Consider the following 18,277-nt stretch of genomic DNA (forward strand, 5'->3'; position numbering starts at 1 on the left):
GGTCGCAGACATGCGTCATCTTTGGACGCACTTTGTCTCGCCGGTCCTGATGCGTCTTTCCCTGACAACCTGGAATATCAATTCGGTGCGCCTGCGCATCGACCTCGTCGCCCGATTCATCAAGTCGGTGAGGCCGGATATCCTGTGTTTGCAGGAAACCAAATGCATCGACGATGCGTTTCCGCTCAAACGCTTCAAGCGGCTCGGCTATGAACACGTCGCCCTGAACGGCCAGAAGGGTTATCACGGCGTCGCTATCGTCTCGCGATTGCGCTTCGAAAAGACCGACATCCGCACCTTCTGCGACAAGCTCGACTCGCGACACATCTCGGTCGAGCTCGGCGAACGCGCCCAAATCGCCAAACCGCTGGTGCTGCATAATTTCTACGTGCCGGCCGGCGGCGATATTCCGGATCCCGCACTCAACCCGAAATTCGAACACAAGCTCCGCTTTCTCGACGAAATGAAATCGTGCGAGCCGCTGCATCCGCGCGGCGAGGACCATCATATTCTGGTCGGCGATCTCAACGTCGCGCCCCATGAGAACGACGTCTGGTCCCACAAGCAACTCCTCAAGATTGTCTCCCACACGCCGATCGAAACCGAGAAGCTGCTGGCGGCCCAGAGCCACGGCGACTGGATCGACGTCGCGCGCGACCGCATTCCGATGTCGGAGAAGGTCTATACCTGGTGGAGTTATCGGGCGGCGGACTGGACGGTGGGCGACCGCGGCCGAAGGCTCGACCACATCTGGGTCTCCCGCGCGCTTAAGGATCGCGTGAGCGACTTCCGTATCACGCGCGATGCGCGCAGCTGGGAGCGGCCATCCGACCACGTTCCCGTGACGGTAACGCTCGATGTCTGATTTTCCGGCATCGTGCGCCGGCCGGGCGAACACGGCTCAGGTGCTGAGCTTGGCGCCCGCCATCAAAATGTCACTGGCAATCTGGCTTGTGCGCTTGGCAAATTCGTCACGCAGGCGCCGAGCCGCAGCAGGATCGCTTTCCAGTACCCGCTGAAACAGGCTGCGCGCAACCCTGATCACCGACGAATCTTCCATCGCAGTCGCGGTCGATGGCCGCCGCATCGCCTTGATCAGCGCGAGTTCACCGATCAAGGCGCCGGGACCGGCCATGACCGAGGCGCCGCCATCCTCGATGCGAAATTGACCGCGCTGAACGATGAAACCGGCATCGGCCTCCTCGCCGCTGGAAAACAGCACCGAGCCACGCGGCAGGCTGCGTTGTTCGGAACCGATCGCGAGCATGCGCAATGCCGCCGTGCCCAACACGCGAAGCGTCGGGACACGTTCCAGCAGGGCGACATCATCTTCGATCGACATGAAAACCCGGAAGCGCGACGAATTCTAGTATAGCGATTCCGAAGTTCGTCTCACAACGCGGCCCCTGGTTACGAACTTCGGAATCGAAAGGACACTGGCAAACTATTAATCTAGTGCGGCTTTGGTCCAAAAGTTCGCATGACGAACTCGCGGCATTATTGATGCGGACTTTTGAACCGCCACACTTGAGCGTATCACGGCACCAGCTTGTAACCACCGGCTTCCGTTACCAGGATCTCCGGATTGGCAGCGTCTTTTTCGATCTTCTGGCGCAGACGGTAGATATGCGTCTCAAGGGTGTGCGTGGTGACGCCGGAGTTATAACCCCAGACTTCCTGCAGCAGCGTTTCGCGTGAAACCGGCAGCTGGCCTGCGCGGTACAGGAAACGGAGAATTGCCGTTTCCTTTTCCGTCAGCCGCACCTTTCTGGCATTGGCGCCCGTCAGCATCTTGGAGCCGGGACGGAAGCTGTAGGGACCGACCGAAAACACGGCGTCTTCGCTGGCTTCATGCTGGCGGAGCTGCGCCCGGATCCGGGCCAGCAGCACCGCAAAACGAAACGGTTTGGCGACGTAGTCATTGGCGCCGGACTCGAGTCCCAAAATCGTATCCGAATCGGTGTCATGGCCGGTGAGCATGATGATCGGGGCCTTGAAGCCACCCTTGCGCAAGGAGCGCACGACTTCGCGGCCATCGGTATCGGGCAGGCCGACATCCATCAGCACCAGATCGGGGGCATCGGTCTTGGCTGCGGTCGCGCCTTTGGCTCCGGTGTCGACGGCGGAGGCTTCGAATTCGTCATGTAGCGATAATTGCTCCACCAGTGTATCGCGCAGATCGGTATCGTCATCTACGATCAGGATCTTGCGGGCATTGGCCATGGGTACAGTCCTTTGGGGTACCGGCGCCGGCCCGGGGGCTTGGGCCGTGTCGTATTGGTCAAACGGGGGTCTTCAAGACTTTCGTCATGAGGTATGCGGCTGTTACGAATTCACAAGCCGAAACGCAATCTACCTCAGGATTCGCGTGCATTTAGATGAATGTCCTGTAATGCGGCGGGGACGAATTGTCTCATGACCGTCGATCAAGAGACCCGGCAAGCACATGGATAATTCCCGATTTTCAGAGACTTACCGAAAAATAAGGCGTGACGGGCCGCTGACGTCGATCAGGGTCCGGGCCGCGGCCGGCAACCCCCGCCGTGGCTGGCTCACCGCCGGCCCCTGCACCATCCCGGTCGCCCTGGGGCGGGACGGAATCATCGCCAATAAACGCGAGGGCGACGGCGGGACCCCAAAGGGGATTTTCCGGCCACGGCAATTGTGGTGGCGCGCCGATCGCTTTCCGAAACCGCGGACCTTTTTGCCGACTCGGGCCATCCGCGCCGACGATGCCTGGTGTGAAGATCCCACGAGCCGCCATTACAATCGGCCGCTCACACTCGGCGATGATAACGACGGCGACCGGCTGAAGCGCGAGGATCATCTCTACGATTTCATCATCGAGATCGATCACAACACGCAGCCCGCGATAGCCGGCCGCGGCAGCGCGGTGTTCCTTCATCTGGCGCGGGCGGATTTTTCGCCGACCGCCGGATGCGTTTCGATGACAAAGTCGGCGATGCTGCAACTCTTGCGTCAAATAGGCCCGCATACCAAGATCATCATCGGCTGACGTCGGAAAACCAAGATGCTCGACAATGACAAAATCACGGCTGCCGCGAAGACGCTGAACGATCATTGGCGTGCCGGTACCAAGCTTGAGAGCCTTGACGCCGCGACCCGTCCGCAAGACCGGCTCGATGGCTATGCAATCCAGGCCGAGCTTGCGAAACATTCGAGCGGCAAATTGTTCGGCTGGAAAATCGCCGCGACGAGCGAGGCCGGACAGAAACATATCAATGTCAGCGGGCCACTCGCGGGACGTATCCTTAGCGAGACCGTCATCGCCGATGGCGGCACCGCCTCGATGAAGGGTAACGAAATGCGTGTCGGCGAGGCTGAATTCGCCTTCCGCTTTGCGCACGACCTGCCGCCGCGGGCAAATCCCTATTCCGTGCCGGAGGTGCTCAACGCCGTCGGCACGCTGCATCCGGCCATCGAAATTCCCGATTCGCGTTTCACCAGCTTCGTCCGCGCCGGCGAAGCGCAACTGATCGCCGACAACGCCTGCGCACATCTCTTTGTACTGGGTGAGCCGACCAACGTCGATTGGCGCGCCCGCGATCTTATCGAAGAGCGGCCGGTCATCACGCTGCGCGGCGAGCGGCATATCGGCCATGGCAAGAACGTGCTCGGCGACCCCCGCGTGGCGCTCGCCTGGTGCGTCAACGAGTTGCGCACGCTCGGGATCACGCTGCGGGCAGGTGAGGTCGTCACGACAGGAACGTGCTGCACGCCGTTACCGATCCAGGCAGGTGATTTTTTTGCCGCCGATTTCGGCGCGTTTGGCAAGGTTTCCGTGGGATTTAGCTAGGTACTCACTGTCGCGGCGCGGTGTCCAAAAATCGCCGAGCCCACTCTGACGTGGGTCGCACCCATCGCGATCGCGATCGCGAAATCCGCGCTCATCCCCATCGATAGATTCTTCAGCCCATTACGCGCCGCGATCTTGGCGGTCAGCGCGAAATGCGGCGCCGGCGCATCGTCGACCGGCGGAATGCACATCAAGCCTGAAATCGGCAGACCATATTTGTCGCGGCAGTTGGCGATGAAGCTGTCGGCGTCAGCCGGCGCGATGCCGGCCTTTTGCGGTTCCTCTCCGGTGTTGAGCTGAACGAACAACTGCGGCCGCCGGGTCTGGATGCGGAATTCCCTGGCCAAGGCCTCGCAGAGGCTCGGACGATCGACCGAGTGGATCGCATCGAACAGCGCGACCGCTTCCTTGGTCTTGTTGGATTGCAGCGGGCCGATCAGGTGCAGGGAAATTCCGGCGTAAGCGGACATTAACCCTGGCCACTTGGCCTTGGCTTCCTGAACGCGGTTCTCTCCGAATATGAACTGCCCCGCTTTGATGACCGGCTCGATCGCATCCACATCGAATGTTTTGGAGACGGCAATCAGATTAACCGAGGCACGACCCCGCCGCGCCTCCTTGCACGCCCGCGCAACCGCCTCTTCGACGGTGGCAAGCCCGGTCGGTAAATGCTCGGTTAACTGCGACGAGGCTTCAGTGGTCATGTCGGTGCTCTTGGGCGTGAGTTACGGGCGATTTGTCTGCGGTACCAAGCGTTTCAGAGATGGTTCCATTTTTACGGACTCCGAGGAAGGCTTCTTGAATCCTTGTCTGTACGCTGGTTTCCGGGATGGGCAACTAGCATGTCGGGCTCAAGCATCAAGCGCAAAAGATCGGGACTGGACAAGCTACTTGGAATCCGCGCACGGCTCGCACTGCTGGCGCTGATCCTGGTGGCGCCCTTGATGCTTGAACGCGCCCGCTCGCTTGAAGAGGCCCGCAACAAACAGATCGCCCTCGCCTATTCCGAATTCGCGCATCTCGCCCAGCATAGTGCCGACAGCCAGCACGAAGCCATTGCATCGGTCGAGACCGTGTTGAAATCGGCGGCCCATATTCAGGCCTCCAGGAGTGTTGCCAATCCAAGCTGTGACACCCTGTCGGCTAGTCTCCCGGTCAGCTTGCCGTGGATCCGCAATCTGATGATTGTCGGCAACGACGGCCGGATCAAATGTGCGACGCTGGATACGCTGGTCGGTCTCGATCTGAACGACCGCACTTATTTCAAGCGGGCACGGCTGGCCCGCGACCTTATCTTTAGCGATTTCCTGCTTTCCAAATACAACAATGACCCGATCGTGATCGCGGCCTACCCAGTTTCCGCGGTCAATCCGGGGTCCAATCTCGTCATCGTGGCCAGCGTCAATCTCGACTGGATGTCGAAGATCATGAGCGACCTCAGCGGTCGTCGCGGCATTCTGGCCATTCTCGTTGACAGCGCCGGAACGGTGATGGCAGCGCCGACGGACCTGGCCCGTATGGTCGGCCGCCCGCTGACCGGCGTCCCGGTGCTGACGGAAGCCGTCACGCGAGCGATCAATTCGGATCAGCAGAACGGATTGTTTTCGTTCCCATCTTCGGACGGGGTCAAGCGCACGTTGAGCTTTTCGCGCATTCCCGGCACCGAATCGCGGCTGATCCTGATTGTCGACGAAGCGATGGTCGCCGCCGATATCAACCATGAGATTCGCAACGCCTATTTGCAGCTTGGATTGGTCTGCGTGTTCGTGCTGCTGGGCGCGCTGGCCGCGGCCGAAATTCTTATCATCCGGCCGATCCATAAGCTCGTGGCGATCGCACGGCGCTTCGGCGAAGGGAATTTGTCGGTACGTGCGGTCGACAGCCGGTTGCCCGCCGAATTCGCGCCGCTGGCTCGCGCCTTCGACGCGATGGCCAGCCAACTTTCCGAGCGCGAGCTCGAACTGATTGCGTCGAACAACCGCCTGACCGTCATGGCGTCGATCGACATGCTGTCCGGCCTTGCGAATCGCCGCGGTTTCCAGAGCCGGCTCGATTTCGAGTGGATGAAGGCCCAGCAATGCCATAGCAGGCTGTCGCTGATGATGATCGACGTCGATCACTTCAAGCTGTTCAACGATACCTACGGCCATCCCGAAGGCGATGCCTGTCTGTCACAGATCGGTGAGACGCTTGCCGGTCTTGCGGCAGCGACCTCGGGCTTTGCGGCCCGGTACGGCGGCGAGGAATTCTGCCTGTTGCTGCCGGACACCGGCACGAGCCGTGCGCTCGAGGTCGGCGAGATGGTGCGGGCCGCGGTACAAAATCTCGCGATCCCCCACGCAACCTCCAGCCATCTCGCGGTGACGGTCAGCGTCGGCGTCGCGGGCGTCAAGCCGAGCGACGCGGTCAACCCGGGCGACCTGCTGGAGGCCGCCGACGCCAGCCTTTATGTTGCCAAACGTAACGGCCGCAACACGGTTGCCGAACATGGCCTTGGCCAGACCGCCGAGAATGGTTCCGTCGCGCTGGCGAGTTAGCCAGCCAGCGTTGGCATTGGGACGACACTCAGTCGGCTTGCGACCCGTTGACCGGAAAGCTGCTTTTGTGGCCTAGTCCGCCGTCTTTTGATGACGGCCCGAATCCACGAAACACCAAGCGATTCCATGAGCTCCGAACGCTATAACGCCCGCGAATCCGAACCCCATTGGCAGCGCCAGTGGGATGAAAAGGCGATTTTTTCCGCCAAGAACGACGATCCACGGCCGAAATATTACGTGCTTGAGATGTTCCCCTACCCCTCGGGGCGCATCCACATCGGGCACGTCCGGAATTATACGCTCGGCGATGTGCTCGCGCGCTTCATGCGCGCCAAGGGATTCAATGTGCTCCACCCGATGGGCTGGGACGCATTCGGGCTGCCGGCCGAAAACGCCGCGATCGAACGCAAGGTGGCGCCGAAGGCGTGGACCTACGACAACATCGCCGCGATGAAGAAGCAGTTGCGCTCGATCGGCCTGTCACTCGACTGGAGCCGCGAATTCGCAACCTGCGATCCAGGCTACTACAAGCACCAGCAGAAGATGTTCAACGACTTCCTGCGTGCTGGTCTCGCCGAGCGCGAGAAGCGCAAGATCAACTGGGACCCGGTGGACATGACCGTGCTCGCCAACGAGCAGGTGATCGACGGCCGCGGCTGGCGATCGGGCGCGGTGGTCGAACAGCGCGAAATGAATCAGTGGGTCTTCAAGATCACGAAGTACTCGCAGGAACTTTTGGACGCGCTCGACGCACTCGACCGCTGGCCGGACAAGGTGCGGCTGATGCAGCGCAACTGGATCGGACGCAGCGAAGGGCTCCTGATTCGCTTCGCGCTCGACGCAGCGACGACGCCGGCCGGCGAGACCGAACTGAAGATTTTCACGACCCGGCCGGACACGCTGTTCGGCGCCAAGTTCATGGCGATTTCAGCCGATCATCCGCTAGCGCAGGCAGCGAGCGCGAAGAACGCGAAGCTGGCCGAGTTTATCGCCGAGATCAAACGCACCGGCACCGCGCAGGAAATTATCGACACCGCCGAAAAGCAGGGTTTCGATACCGGCATTCGCGCCGTTCACCCGTTCGATCCGAATTGGAAGCTGCCGGTCTACGTCGCCAATTTCGTGCTGATGGAATATGGCACGGGCGCGATCTTCGGCTGTCCGGCGCACGATCAGCGCGACCTCGATTTCGTCAACAAGTATCATCTCGGCAATATTCCGGTGGTTTGTCCGGAAGGCCAGGACCCGAAGACTTTCGTGATCACGGACACCGCTTATGATGGCGATGGCCGAATGATCAATTCGCGTTTCCTCGACGGCATGACGATCGAGGCGGCCAAGGAAGAGGTCGCGAAGCGGCTGGAGACGGAGCTGCGCGGCAACTCCCCCGTCGGTGAGCGGCAGGTGAACTTCCGCCTGCGCGACTGGGGCATCTCGCGTCAGCGCTACTGGGGCTGTCCGATCCCGGTGATTCATTGCCCGAAATGCGACGTCGTGCCGGTTCCTGACAAGGACCTGCCGGTCGTACTGCCCGAAGACGTGACCTTCGACAAACCGGGCAACGCGCTCGACCATCACCCGACCTGGAAGCACGTCAATTGCCCGCAATGCGGGGCCACGGCGCTGCGCGAAACCGACACCATGGATACCTTCGTCGATTCGTCCTGGTATTTCGCGCGCTTCACCGATCCGTGGAACGAGACCTCCCCGACCACGCCCGATGTCGCCAACCGCCTGATGCCGGTCGATCAGTATATCGGCGGCGTCGAACACGCGATCCTGCACCTGCTCTATAGCCGCTTCTTTACCCGCGCCATGAAGGCGACCGGTCACATCGACATCAAAGAACCGTTCGCCGGCATGTTCACCCAGGGCATGGTGGTTCACGAGACCTATCAGAAAGCCGATGGCACTTACGTCACGCCGGCGGAGGTGAAGGTCGAGAGCGCGGGCGCCGATCGGCAAGCCACGCTGCTGTCCTCCGGTGAGCCGGTTGCGATCGGCGCCATCGAGAAAATGTCGAAGTCGAAGAAAAACACGGTCGACCCCGACGACATCATCGCGACCTACGGCGCCGACGTGGCCCGCTGGTTCATGCTGTCGGATTCCCCGCCCGACCGCGACGTGATCTGGAGCGATGAGCGCGTGCAGGGCGCCTCGCGTTTTGTGCAACGGCTCTGGCGCCTCGTTCATGAAGCGGCCGAGGCCGGCAAGACGGCGCCTGCCGCAAAGCCTGCGTCATTCGGGACCGACGCGCTTGGCTTGCGCAAGGCGGCCCACGGCGCCCTCGACAAGGTTTCGACCGGAATCGAGCGGCTCCACTTTAATGTCTGCCTGGCTTATATCCGGGAGTTCTCCAATGCACTGGGCGATGTCCTGGCGCGCCCCGGGCAACCCTCGCCAGACCTGAGCTGGGCCATCCAGGAAGCCGCCACGATTCTCGTTCAACTGTTTGCGCCCATGATGCCCCATCTGGCGGAGGCCTGCTGGGTGCTGCTCGGCCGATCGGGTCTGGTTTCGGAAGCAAACTGGCCCAAAATCGAACGAGATTTGCTGATTGAAGACAGCGTGACGCTGGTGGTCCAGGTCAACGGTAAGAAACGGGGCGAGGTCACGGTGCCCCGCGACGCCCAGAATCCAGAAATTGAGGCTGCCGTTTTGGCCCTTGATGCGGTAAAACAATCTCTGGGGGACAAGCCCGTGCGTAAGGTGATTGTTGTTCCGATGAGGATCGTGAATGTCGTTGGCTAAGATCGTCACTCGGTTTCTCGCCGTGGCCGCCTTGGCCTCCCTGACGGCCGGCTGCTTCCAGCCGATGTATGCCGAACACACAGACGGCACGCCGGGCCTGCGGGAAAAATTGATGGGGGTGGAACTCCCTCCGGTCAACAAGCCGAACTCGTCGCGTGACGCCCGGTTGGGCGTGGCGATCCGCAATGCGCTGGCGTTCAAGCTTTATGGCAATGCTACGGGGACGACACCTACTCACAGGCTTGAGATCCGATTCAACACCGGACGTAGTGATCTGATGACCGACACTACGACGGGGTTGCCGACCAGCGAAAATTACAGCCTCGACGCGCAGTTCAACTTGATCGACAACGCCACCAACAAATCGGTGATGACGGGAACAACGTTCTCGCATGTCACCTACGACATTCCGGGCAGCTATCAGCGGTTTGCCCGCGAACGCGCTTTGCGCGATGCCGAGGATCGTGCCTCTCAGGAGGTCGCCGAAAACATCAAGACGCGCCTGGCTTCGTTCTTCTTCGCCGGCGCCTGAGGTATCAGGCCTTCCTTGCCGCGCCTGCCGGCGCGAGCCACAGATTTTTTGTCGCGATCTTTGCCCTTCGCCCAAGGCGGCGGCTTCAAGACAGCGGCTTCGCCGATCCGAAAACGACAGGTATTGGTCCTTCCATGGTGGCGCTGCGCGGAAGAGAAATCGATAGTTTTCTCGCCCGGCCGGATCCGGGGCGGCCGATCGTCCTGCTTTACGGTCCGGACGCGGGCCTGGTGCGCGAGCGCGCCGAGGCGTTGTTGGCGTCGGCGGTCGACGATGCCAATGATCCTTTCTCGCTGGTGCGGCTGGACGGCGACGAGCTTTCGGCCGAGCCGTCCCGACTGGTTGATGAGGCGCTGACGATCCCGCTGTTCGGTGGCCGCCGCGCCATTCGCGTTCGCGCCGGCTCGCGGAGTTTTGCTAGCGGCATCGATGCGCTGGCGGAAACACCGCTCAAGGATTGCCGCATCGTGATCGAGGCCGGCGAGCTGCGGCCCGAATCGCCGCTGCGCAAGGCCTGTGAGCGTGCCAAGACCGCCGTCGCAATTGCCTGCTATCCCGACACCGAACGTGATCTGGCGAAATTGATCGACGACGAGCTAAAGCTCTCGAGCCTGCGTATCGCTCCGGATGCCCGCGCCGTGTTGATGAACTTGCTCGGCGGCGACCGGCAGGCTTCGCGGAATGAATTGCGTAAACTCACGCTCTACGCGCACGGAAAAAGCGAGGTAACCCTCGATGACGTGATGGCGGTCGTGGCCGATGCATCCGAGTTGAAGATCGACCCGATCGTCGATGGCGCCTTTGCCGGAAATCCTGCCGTCGTCGAGACCGAATTCGCCAAGGCCATGGTGGCCGGCACCTATCCCGGCGTGATCATTTCCGCCGCCCAGCGCCAGGCCGCGTGGCTGCACAAATCCGCGCTCGCAATCGCCGAGGGAACGCCGAGCTCTGTCGTGCTCGATGGCGGATTTCCAAGGCTGCATTTTTCCCGGAAGGCCAATGTCGAGACCGCGCTGCGCAATTTCGATGCGGCGCGGCTGACGCTGGTCATCGATCAGCTAGCGACCGCGGCGCTCGAAATGCGCAAGCAGGCAACGCTCGCCGCCGTCATTGCGCAACGCGCACTGCTTTCCATTGCAGTGAATGCAAAACGGCGGGGATGAAGCCGTCGCCGCGCTGCGGGAACGAACCCGTGATGCGGGCTAAGATAAAATCATCTCAACACTTGAAATCAGGATTTGGAACTCAACCGCCGCACGACATCGTCAAGCTGATCGAGGTCGCGGTAGCGGATGTGGACGATGCCCCCGGTTTCGTGATGATCGATGCTGACGGCAAGTCCGAGCGCGTCACTCACGGTTTTTTCCAGCGACACCGTGTTGGGATCCTTTGCCTTGCCGCCTCTCGCCTTTTGCGGTTTGCGCTCCGGCACGCCTTCCACATGGGCCAGGGCTTCGGCCTGGCGTACGTTGAGACCTTCTTCGACGATACGTTTCGCGGCGGCAGCGGGATCGGGAACTCCGATAAGCGCACGGGCATGGCCGGCTGACAGCTGGCCGAGCGCGATATAGGCCTGCACTTCTGCCGGCAGTTTCGTCAACCGCATCATGTTGGCGATATGACTGCGGCTCTTGCCGACGATTCTCGCAATATCTTCCTGGCTGCGTTTGAATTCGTTGGCGAGCGCGTGATAGCCCTGCGCCTCCTCCATCGCGTTGAGATCCTCGCGCTGGACGTTTTCGACAATCGCGATCTCGAGTGCGTCCGAATCGCTGACGTCGACCGGCACGATCGGCACTTCGTGCAGGCCCGCGGCCTGCGAAGCCCGCCAGCGGCGTTCGCCGGCGATGATCTCGAAGCGATCCTGCGCGCCGCGCACCGGCCGAACCACGATCGGCTGGATCACGCCGTGTTGCTTGATCGAATCGGCCAGTTCCTTCAGCTCGGCATCGGGAAATTCCCGGCGTGGATTGCGCGGATTCGGCTTGAGGAATTCGATCGGGACCTTGCGTTGCGCGCGTGGCCGGTCGACATGCGCAGCTTCGCCGCCGACATCTCCGATCAGACTTGCAAGACCGCGCCCCAGTCGCGAACGCGCTTCGTCGGCCATCGCCAGCTCCCTTGGATTCAACTCAACGCTCCCGTGTCGTGTTCGGTCCGGATAGTTCTTCTCGCCTAATGCGTCCGCAGCTCACGCTCGCGCTGGATGACTTCTGTTGCGAGTTTGAGGTAGGCGTCGCTGCCGACGCATTTGAGATCATAGACGAGCACCGGCTTGCCGTAGGACGGCGCCTCGGAAATGCGCACGTTGCGCGGGATCATGGTGTTGTAGACCTTGTTGCCCATGAACTGCCGGACGTCGGCGACGACCTGGTTCGACAGGTTGTTGCGCGAGTCGAACATCGTCAGCACGATGCCGTGGATGGAGAGGTTCGGATTGAGTGTGGAGCGCACCTGCTCCACGGTTTGCAGGAGCTGCGACAAGCCTTCGAGCGCGAAGAACTCGCACTGCAACGGCACCAGAATCGCATCCGAAGCCGCCATGGCATTGACGGTCAGAAGATTGAGCGACGGCGGGCAGTCGATCAGAACGTAGGTGTAATCGGCATCCGGCGAGACGTTGTGATTGAGGGCCGCGATAGCATCGCGCAGACGGAAGGCACGGCCGGCCGTCATTCCCAATTCAAGCTCAAGACCCGAGAGATCCATCGTCGACGAAGCAATATGCAAGCGCGGCACCGCGGTCGGCACCACCGCTTCGCGCAAAGCTGCCTCGCCGATCAGCACGTCATAGGTCGAACAATTGCGACTGCGGCGATCGATGCCGAGACCGGTCGAGGCGTTGCCCTGCGGATCGAGATCGACGATCAGCACCCGTTCGCCAATGGCGGCGAGCGCGGTACCGAGGTTAATCGCCGTGGTGGTCTTGCCGACTCCCCCTTTTTGATTGGCCAGCGCCAGGATGCGGGGATGGCCCGGCAAGGGTTGCGTACTATCTTCTTGTAAACCTTGATCTATTTCGCTCATAGCGTACTGCCATCGGCGCTTTTGGATGGGTTGCATCGCTCGATCCAATCGAGCTCGACAATCCAGCCGTGTCCGCCGGTGCGGCTGGGATGCAAAAGAGGTTTAATGTTCCAATATTTAGTGGCCTCGGTCAATTCTACTTCTACATCTTGGCCTTTGAGAAACAGGGCCTTTGCACCCTTCTTTACCACAGGTTCAGCAAAGCCGATGAGCTGATGTAGCGGAGCTACCGCACGCGCGGTGACGCAATCGATCGGCTCTACCACCCTATCCACAATATCCTCAATGCCGGCGAGATGGACCACCCCCGGTGCTGCGGTGACACGCAACGCCTCACGCAGGAAGGCGGCCTTCTTGCCGTTGCGCTCCACCAAATGAACCGACGCGCCTGGCCTGTCCGCGAGAGCGCAAGCCAGAACCATTCCCGGAAAGCCACCGCCGCTTCCGAGATCCATCCAGACCTTCGCAGCCGGAGCGAGGTCGAGGAGCTGCAACGAGTCCGAGACGTGCCGGCTCCAAAGTTTTGGCAAGGTCGAAAGCGAGACGAGATTGGTCTTCGCCTGCCATGTCCATAGCAGATCGACGAAGCGATCCAGCCGCGCCTCTGTTTCACGTGAAACAGGCGTCAGCGCGAGCGCAGCAGCTCTGTCGGCGGCGAGGTCCTGCTGCGAAGGAGTCTTGGCACCAGGTTCGGGGCGGTGAGTGGTCGCGTTCATGGAGAATCGTTTTGTTTCACGTGAAACACCATAGGCGTTTATCCGCCCGTGGCCGAGATCCCCGTGGCTGTTTTCCGCCGAGCTTCTCGCCGCAGATGGGCCGCCAGGATGCCGAGTGCGGCGGGCGTTACGCCGTCGAGGCGGCCGGCCTGACCCACCGTGCGCGGCTGCGCCGCCTTGAGCTTGGCCCGGGCCTCATTGGAAAGACCGGAGACCGCGTCGAAGTCGATGCCGGCCAAAACCAAGCCTTCGTCGCGCCGGAAGGCTTCGACGTCCACGACCTGGCGCTTGAGATAGACATCGTATTTGGCATCGATCTCGAGGTGGACGGCGATCCCCGGCTCAACGGCCGACAGCTCCGGCCAGATGGAGCGGACCTGCTCCCAACCGATCTCGGGATAGGCGAGCAGCTCAAAAGCGGACCGGCGCTGACCGTCTTTATTGAGTGTAAGGCCGTATCGGGCGGCCTCGTTTGGGGTCAGATTCAGCGATTGAGCCAGGGCCTTGGCGGCACTCAACGCAGCCATCTTGGCGCGGTGCCGTTCGGATCGTGCCGGCCCGACGCATCCAAGCGCGATCCCTTTATCCGTCAGGCGCTGGTCAGCGTTATCGGCCCGCAAGGTCAGGCGATACTCGGCGCGCGAGGTGAACATTCGATAGGGTTCGGTAATTCCCCGCGTCACCAGGTCGTCGATCATCACGCCGAGATAGCCTTCGGCGCGATCGAATACGATGGCTTGCGAACCACCCGCCGAAAGCGCCGCATTGAGCCCTGCCACCAGCCCCTGGGCCGCAGCCTCTTCATAGCCGGTGGTGCCATTGATCTGGCCGGCCAGAAACAAGCCGGCTAGCCGCTTCGATTGAAGGGTCGGATCGAGCTCTCGCGGATCGACGTGATCGTACTCGATGGCATAGCCCGGGCGAACCATCCGCACCCGCTCCAGGCCGGGGATCGTGGCGAGGATGGCGGATTGCACCTCCTCCGGAAGCGAGGTCGAGATGCCGTTGGGGTATACCGTGGTGTCGTCGAGGCCTTCCGGCTCAAGGAAAATCTGGTGCCCGTCCCGCTCGCCGAAGCGGACGATCTTGTCCTCAATCGAGGGGCAATAGCGCGGTCCGCTGCTCTTGATCTGGCCCGAATACATCGGAGAGCGATGCACATTGGCGCGGATCACCTCATGGGTCGCTGTCGTGGTTCGCGTGATCCCGCACTGGATTTGAGGCGTGGCGATTCGGTCGGTCATGACCGAAAACGGTTCGGGCGGATCATCGCCGGGCTGCATCTCGACTGCCGACCAATCGATTGTGGTGCCGTCGAGACGCGGCGGCGTGCCGGTCTTCAGACGACCCAGCTTGAAGCCGATACGCTCGAAAGACGAGGAGAGCTCAACAGCCGGTGCTTCGCCGACTCGGCCAGCGGGCCAGTTCTTCTCGCCCAAATGAATCAGGCCGCGCAGGAAAGTCCCGGTGGTGACAACGATCGCTCCGGCGGCCAGCTCACGGCCTTCGGAAAGCCTGACGCCTCGCAGCCTATCCCCGACAACCAGCAGCTCGTCGGCCTCGCCTTCGACCACGACCAGGTTCGCGGTCTCACGGATCGCGGCCTGCATCGCCGCTGCATAGAGCTTACGGTCGGCTTGGGCGCGTGGCCCGCGGACAGCCGGACCCTTACGTCGGTTGAGTACGCGAAACTGGATGCCGCCGGCGTCGGCGACTCGACCCATCAATCCGTCGAGCGCGTCAACTTCTCGAACCAGATGGCCCTTACCCAAACCGCCGATAGCGGGGTTGCAGGACATCGCGCCGATGGTCGAAAAGCGATGGGTCAGCAGCGCGGTCCTCGCACCCATCCGCGCAGCCGCGCTGGCCGCTTCGCAGCCGGCATGGCCGCCGCCAATGACGACGACGTCAAATGAATTGGAACGGAGAGTCATACGGCATCTTCTATACCGCAGCGATCAAACCCGAAAGTGACAAGCCGCTGTTTCACGTGAAACAGCGGTCTCTCTCAATAGTTATAGAACTGAATTTATATTCATTATTTACCGATGCAGAATTCCCGAAAGATCTTATCGAGAATGTCCTCGACATCGATTCGTCCGAGCAACCGACCCAGCGCCTGAGACGCCACTCTCAGCTCCTCCGCGGCCAACTCATCGCCTTGTCCAGCAACTGCCAGGCAGCGCCGCAATCCGTCCGCCGTCTCGTGCAACAGCCGCCTCTGTCGCTCCCGGCCGATCAGGCTGTCCTCTTCCGACCCAAAGTAATCCCGTGCAAAGGCTCCGAGGGCTACGACCAACTCCGAAATGCCAACGCCCTGAGCCGCGGAGATTTGGAAGGTCGCGCCCTGCCCTGGTTCAATCTTCGCTCCTGCCCCGGCTCGCCCATCGACCGAGTCGAGATCGATCTTGTTGCGAACCGCCCACACCACCGCCGCCGGATTCGTCATCTCGTTCCTGCCGGTCTTGTGCTCGCCGTCCGTCACCCACAGCACGAGATCCGACTCGGCGGCGCGCGATCGGGCGCGCCGCACGCCTTCCTGCTCGACGGGATCTTCGGTGTCGCGAATGCCAGCCGTGTCGATCACCGTCACCGGATAGCCATCGAGATCAAGCTGAACCTCGATCACGTCGCGCGTGGTGCCGGCATGCGGCGAGACGATCGCAACCTCTCGCCGCGCCAGGAGATTGATCAGTGTCGACTTCCCGACATTGGGCGGACCCGAAATCGCAACCGTCAGGCCGTCACGCAGCCGTTCACTTCGTCCCTGCGCCGCCAGGGTTTCCTCGATTTCGCGGAGCAAGGCTTTGATCGTCGCCAAAGCAGGCGCGATCAACTCCGCCGGCACATCGCCTTCGTCGGAAAAATCAATTCCGGCCTCAATCAAAGCCTGCGCCTCGATGATGCGCTTTCGCCAATCGCGCGCCTTGTCACCGAGCAGTCCCTGAAGCTGGCGCAACGCCTGGCGCCGCTGCCGGTCGGTGTCGGCGTGAATCAGATCGTCGAGGGCTTCGGCTTCGGTGAGATCGAGCTTGCCGTTCTCAAATGCGCGGCGGGTGAACTCGCCGGGCTCCGCAGGCCGGACATTTACAAGCTTCGAGAGCGCGGCGAACAACGCGGCCTGCACCGCGCGGCTGCCGTGAATATGAAATTCAGCGACGTCTTCTCCGGTCGCGCTTGCGGGTCCCGGAAACCAAAGCAAGATCGCATCATCGATCCCCTGCCCCTCGCAGTCTTGCAGCAGGACTCGCGTCGCCATCCGGGGTTGCGGCACCCCGCCCGCCAAGGCCTCAAGCGCCGCCTTGGCCAGCGGACCCGACACCCGCACGATCGCAATCGCGCTCGGCGGCCGGCCCGATGACAGCGCAAAAATGGTCTGCTCGCGTGGGTGCATGGCCTATTTGGCGGCGGGCCATTGAAAATGCAATGGAATTTGAATCGCCGGGCGTTGGGGGCGTTTCCTGCTGCGGCATTTGTTGCAGCATAACTTCTGAAGAACAGACCGGTCGAGATAGCTAATCACGGCCTCAAATGAAAAGGGCGCCCCCATCGGAGGCGCCCCACTCGGCCAATGGCCTAGTTGTTACGTATTCATCGATTCAAAGAATTCCGAGTTGTTCTTGGTGTTGCGGAGCTTGTCGAGCAGGAAGTCGATCGCGTCCATCGTTCCCATCGGATTGAGGATCCGCCGCAGCACGTACATTTTCTTCAGCACCTGCGGATCGGTGATCAGCTCTTCCTTACGGGTGCCGGAGCGCGAAATGTCGATCGCCGGGAAGGTCCGCTTGTCCGAAACCTTGCGGTCAAGGATCAGTTCGGAATTGCCGGTGCCTTTAAATTCTTCGAAGATGACTTCGTCCATGCGGCTGCCGGTATCGACCAGGGCGGTCGCAATAATCGTCAGCGAACCCCCCTCCTCGATGTTACGCGCAGCGCCGAAGAATCGCTTCGGCCGCTGCAACGCATTGGCGTCGACACCGCCGGTCAGCACCTTGCCCGAGGACGGCACCACGGTGTTGTAAGCGCGTCCCAGGCGTGTGATCGAATCGAGCAGGATCACGACGTCACGGCCATGCTCGACCAGGCGCTTGGCTTTCTCGATCACCATCTCGGCGACCTGAACGTGGCGGACGGCGGGCTCGTCGAAAGTCGACGAGACCACCTCGCCTTTTACCGAGCGCTGCATGTCGGTGACTTCTTCCGGCCGCTCGTCGATCAACGCTGGCCTTTGCCGATCGGGGCCACGATGTCGATCACCCGCGCCGAAAGGTCTTTCCTGGTGGGATCTTCGAGCTCGAGGCGGAAGCGCTCGTCCGGAAACAGCGGCGTCAGATTGTCGAAATTGACTTTGTGCTTGGATTTCTCCGGATCCTCGAAATTCAGCGTGTTGACTTTCAACAGCGCGAAATATCGCTCGCCTTCTTTCGGGCTACGGATATGGCCCTCGATGGTGTCGCCGGTGCGGAGCCCGAACCTGCGGATCTGCGACGGTGAAACATAGATATCGTCCGGGCCGGGCAGGTAGTTGGCGTCCGGCGACCGCAAGAAGCCGAAGCCGTCGGAGAGAACCTCGACAACGCCTTCGCCGATAATATCGGTTTCCTGGATCGCGAGTTGTTTAAGAATGGCAAACATCAGCTCCTGCTTGCGCATGGTGCTGGCGTTTTCGACCCCCTTTTCTTCCGCAAACGAAACGAGTTCCGCCGGCGTCTGGGCTTTGAGGTCTTGAAGTTTTATTTCCCGCATTGGGATGGTCCTGTGGAGTGCTTAGGGGGAGGGTGCAAGGAGGCTTTTTGGAAATGCGGACCTGAATCAGAAAGTCCGCAGGTCTGAGCAAGGAAAGCGCCAGGAAGGCTTCAAACCTGATGCGGCGGCCGGTCCAATGAGGAAACCGGGA

Annotated in this window: 15 protein-coding genes and 1 pseudogene; 7 read left to right on the forward strand and 9 right to left on the reverse strand. The window is 61.3% G+C overall.

The window, feature by feature from the left end; genetic code table 11:
• Window positions 1–49: 49 nt before the first annotated feature.
• Window positions 50–865, forward strand: a complete 816-nt coding sequence (locus ABSE61_RS03885; RefSeq protein ID WP_423869971.1) for an exodeoxyribonuclease III — start codon at window positions 50–52, stop codon at window positions 863–865.
• Between the two features lie 36 nt (window positions 866–901).
• On the opposite strand, the gene ABSE61_RS03890 is transcribed toward ABSE61_RS03885, so the two are convergent.
• Window positions 902–1,342, reverse strand: coding sequence for a cyclic nucleotide-binding domain-containing protein (locus ABSE61_RS03890; RefSeq protein ID WP_423869751.1), 441 nt, complete (start codon window positions 1,340–1,342; stop codon window positions 902–904).
• A gap of 194 nt (window positions 1,343–1,536) precedes the next feature.
• Complete coding sequence (locus ABSE61_RS03895) at window positions 1,537–2,223, reverse strand: response regulator transcription factor (protein ID WP_422253855.1); 687 nt, start codon at window positions 2,221–2,223, stop codon at window positions 1,537–1,539.
• Between the two features lie 223 nt (window positions 2,224–2,446).
• Between ABSE61_RS03895 and ABSE61_RS03900 the strand changes: the two genes are divergently transcribed.
• Together ABSE61_RS03900 and ABSE61_RS03905 are read left to right on the forward strand one after the other, a co-directional pair.
• Window positions 2,447–3,016, forward strand: coding sequence for a L,D-transpeptidase family protein (locus ABSE61_RS03900; protein ID WP_423869752.1), 570 nt, complete (start codon window positions 2,447–2,449; stop codon window positions 3,014–3,016).
• Window positions 3,017–3,031: 15 nt separating this feature from the next.
• Entirely contained in the window at window positions 3,032–3,817 is a 786-nt protein-coding gene (locus ABSE61_RS03905) for a 2-keto-4-pentenoate hydratase (RefSeq protein ID WP_423869753.1), read from the forward strand.
• Here ABSE61_RS03905 and ABSE61_RS03910 read toward each other — a convergent pair.
• A complete protein-coding gene (locus tag ABSE61_RS03910) occupies window positions 3,814–4,521 on the reverse strand; it encodes a YggS family pyridoxal phosphate-dependent enzyme (protein ID WP_423869754.1) in 708 nt (235 codons plus the stop codon). The genes ABSE61_RS03905 and ABSE61_RS03910 overlap by 4 nt on opposite strands.
• A 138-nt stretch (window positions 4,522–4,659) precedes the next feature.
• Between ABSE61_RS03910 and ABSE61_RS03915 the strand changes: the two genes are divergently transcribed.
• From ABSE61_RS03915 to holA, 4 genes are all read left to right on the forward strand, one after another.
• The gene (locus ABSE61_RS03915) at window positions 4,660–6,354 is read left to right on the forward strand and encodes a diguanylate cyclase domain-containing protein (RefSeq protein WP_423869755.1); all 1,695 of its coding nucleotides are present in this window, start codon (window positions 4,660–4,662) and stop codon (window positions 6,352–6,354) included.
• Window positions 6,355–6,480: 126 nt separating this feature from the next.
• Complete coding sequence (leuS, locus tag ABSE61_RS03920; RefSeq protein WP_423869756.1) at window positions 6,481–9,105, forward strand: leucine--tRNA ligase; 2,625 nt, start codon at window positions 6,481–6,483, stop codon at window positions 9,103–9,105.
• Window positions 9,092–9,637 carry an LPS assembly lipoprotein LptE gene (lptE, locus tag ABSE61_RS03925; protein ID WP_423869757.1) on the forward strand — a complete coding sequence of 182 codons (546 nt, stop codon included), beginning with the start codon at window positions 9,092–9,094 and terminating at the stop codon, window positions 9,635–9,637. Before leuS ends, lptE begins: the two co-directional genes overlap by 14 nt.
• A gap of 134 nt (window positions 9,638–9,771) precedes the next feature.
• Complete coding sequence (gene holA / locus ABSE61_RS03930; RefSeq protein WP_423869758.1) at window positions 9,772–10,800, forward strand: DNA polymerase III subunit delta; 1,029 nt, start codon at window positions 9,772–9,774, stop codon at window positions 10,798–10,800.
• 68 nt (window positions 10,801–10,868) lie between these two features.
• On the opposite strand, the gene ABSE61_RS03935 is transcribed toward holA, so the two are convergent.
• The 6 genes and pseudogenes from ABSE61_RS03935 to rho all read right to left on the reverse strand — a co-directional run bounded on the left by ABSE61_RS03935 (window position 10,869) and on the right by rho (window position 18,126).
• Window positions 10,869–11,747 (reverse strand): ParB/RepB/Spo0J family partition protein, encoded by an 879-nt coding sequence (locus tag ABSE61_RS03935; protein WP_423869759.1) that lies wholly within the window; start codon window positions 11,745–11,747, stop codon window positions 10,869–10,871.
• Between the two features lie 65 nt (window positions 11,748–11,812).
• Window positions 11,813–12,664 (reverse strand): ParA family protein, encoded by an 852-nt coding sequence (locus ABSE61_RS03940; protein ID WP_423869760.1) that lies wholly within the window; start codon window positions 12,662–12,664, stop codon window positions 11,813–11,815.
• Window positions 12,661–13,380: a 16S rRNA (guanine(527)-N(7))-methyltransferase RsmG gene (gene rsmG, locus ABSE61_RS03945; protein ID WP_423869761.1), complete on the reverse strand. Its 720-nt coding sequence runs from the start codon at window positions 13,378–13,380 to the stop codon at window positions 12,661–12,663. The genes ABSE61_RS03940 and rsmG overlap by 4 nt, the downstream gene beginning before the upstream one ends.
• A gap of 38 nt (window positions 13,381–13,418) precedes the next feature.
• Window positions 13,419–15,314, reverse strand: coding sequence for a tRNA uridine-5-carboxymethylaminomethyl(34) synthesis enzyme MnmG (gene mnmG, locus ABSE61_RS03950; RefSeq protein ID WP_423869762.1), 1,896 nt, complete (start codon window positions 15,312–15,314; stop codon window positions 13,419–13,421).
• Window positions 15,315–15,418: 104 nt separating this feature from the next.
• Entirely contained in the window at window positions 15,419–16,774 is a 1,356-nt protein-coding gene (mnmE, locus tag ABSE61_RS03955; protein WP_423869763.1) for a tRNA uridine-5-carboxymethylaminomethyl(34) synthesis GTPase MnmE, read from the reverse strand.
• A 189-nt stretch (window positions 16,775–16,963) separates the two neighbouring features.
• Window positions 16,964–18,126 (reverse strand): annotated as a pseudogene (gene rho / locus ABSE61_RS03960) (transcription termination factor Rho).
• Window positions 18,127–18,277: the final 151 nt, after the last annotated feature.

Source organism: Bradyrhizobium sp. (assembly GCF_049519115.1).
Classification (GTDB): domain Bacteria; phylum Pseudomonadota; class Alphaproteobacteria; order Rhizobiales; family Xanthobacteraceae; genus Bradyrhizobium.

What these genes read in the sequence shown, in the direction of transcription:
- ABSE61_RS03910 (WP_423869754.1), bottom strand. Translation starts at nt 4,521, where the DNA reads ATGACCACTGAAGCCTCGTCGCAGTTAACCGAGCATTTACCGACCGGG.
- ABSE61_RS03895 (WP_422253855.1), bottom strand. Translation starts at nt 2,223, where the DNA reads ATGGCCAATGCCCGCAAGATCCTGATCGTAGATGACGATACCGATCTG.
- ABSE61_RS03935 (WP_423869759.1), bottom strand. Translation starts at nt 11,747, where the DNA reads ATGGCCGACGAAGCGCGTTCGCGACTGGGGCGCGGTCTTGCAAGTCTG.
- ABSE61_RS03915 (WP_423869755.1), top strand. Translation starts at nt 4,660, where the DNA reads ATGTCGGGCTCAAGCATCAAGCGCAAAAGATCGGGACTGGACAAGCTA.
- rsmG (WP_423869761.1), bottom strand. Translation starts at nt 13,380, where the DNA reads ATGAACGCGACCACTCACCGCCCCGAACCTGGTGCCAAGACTCCTTCG.
- leuS (WP_423869756.1), top strand. Translation starts at nt 6,481, where the DNA reads ATGAGCTCCGAACGCTATAACGCCCGCGAATCCGAACCCCATTGGCAG.
- ABSE61_RS03900 (WP_423869752.1), top strand. Translation starts at nt 2,447, where the DNA reads ATGGATAATTCCCGATTTTCAGAGACTTACCGAAAAATAAGGCGTGAC.
- mnmE (WP_423869763.1), bottom strand. Translation starts at nt 16,774, where the DNA reads ATGCACCCACGCGAGCAGACCATTTTTGCGCTGTCATCGGGCCGGCCG.
- holA (WP_423869758.1), top strand. Translation starts at nt 9,772, where the DNA reads ATGGTGGCGCTGCGCGGAAGAGAAATCGATAGTTTTCTCGCCCGGCCG.
- ABSE61_RS03940 (WP_423869760.1), bottom strand. Translation starts at nt 12,664, where the DNA reads ATGAGCGAAATAGATCAAGGTTTACAAGAAGATAGTACGCAACCCTTG.
- lptE (WP_423869757.1), top strand. Translation starts at nt 9,092, where the DNA reads ATGTCGTTGGCTAAGATCGTCACTCGGTTTCTCGCCGTGGCCGCCTTG.
- ABSE61_RS03890 (WP_423869751.1), bottom strand. Translation starts at nt 1,342, where the DNA reads ATGTCGATCGAAGATGATGTCGCCCTGCTGGAACGTGTCCCGACGCTT.
- ABSE61_RS03885 (WP_423869971.1), top strand. Translation starts at nt 50, where the DNA reads ATGCGTCTTTCCCTGACAACCTGGAATATCAATTCGGTGCGCCTGCGC.
- mnmG (WP_423869762.1), bottom strand. Translation starts at nt 15,314, where the DNA reads ATGACTCTCCGTTCCAATTCATTTGACGTCGTCGTCATTGGCGGCGGC.
- ABSE61_RS03905 (WP_423869753.1), top strand. Translation starts at nt 3,032, where the DNA reads ATGCTCGACAATGACAAAATCACGGCTGCCGCGAAGACGCTGAACGAT.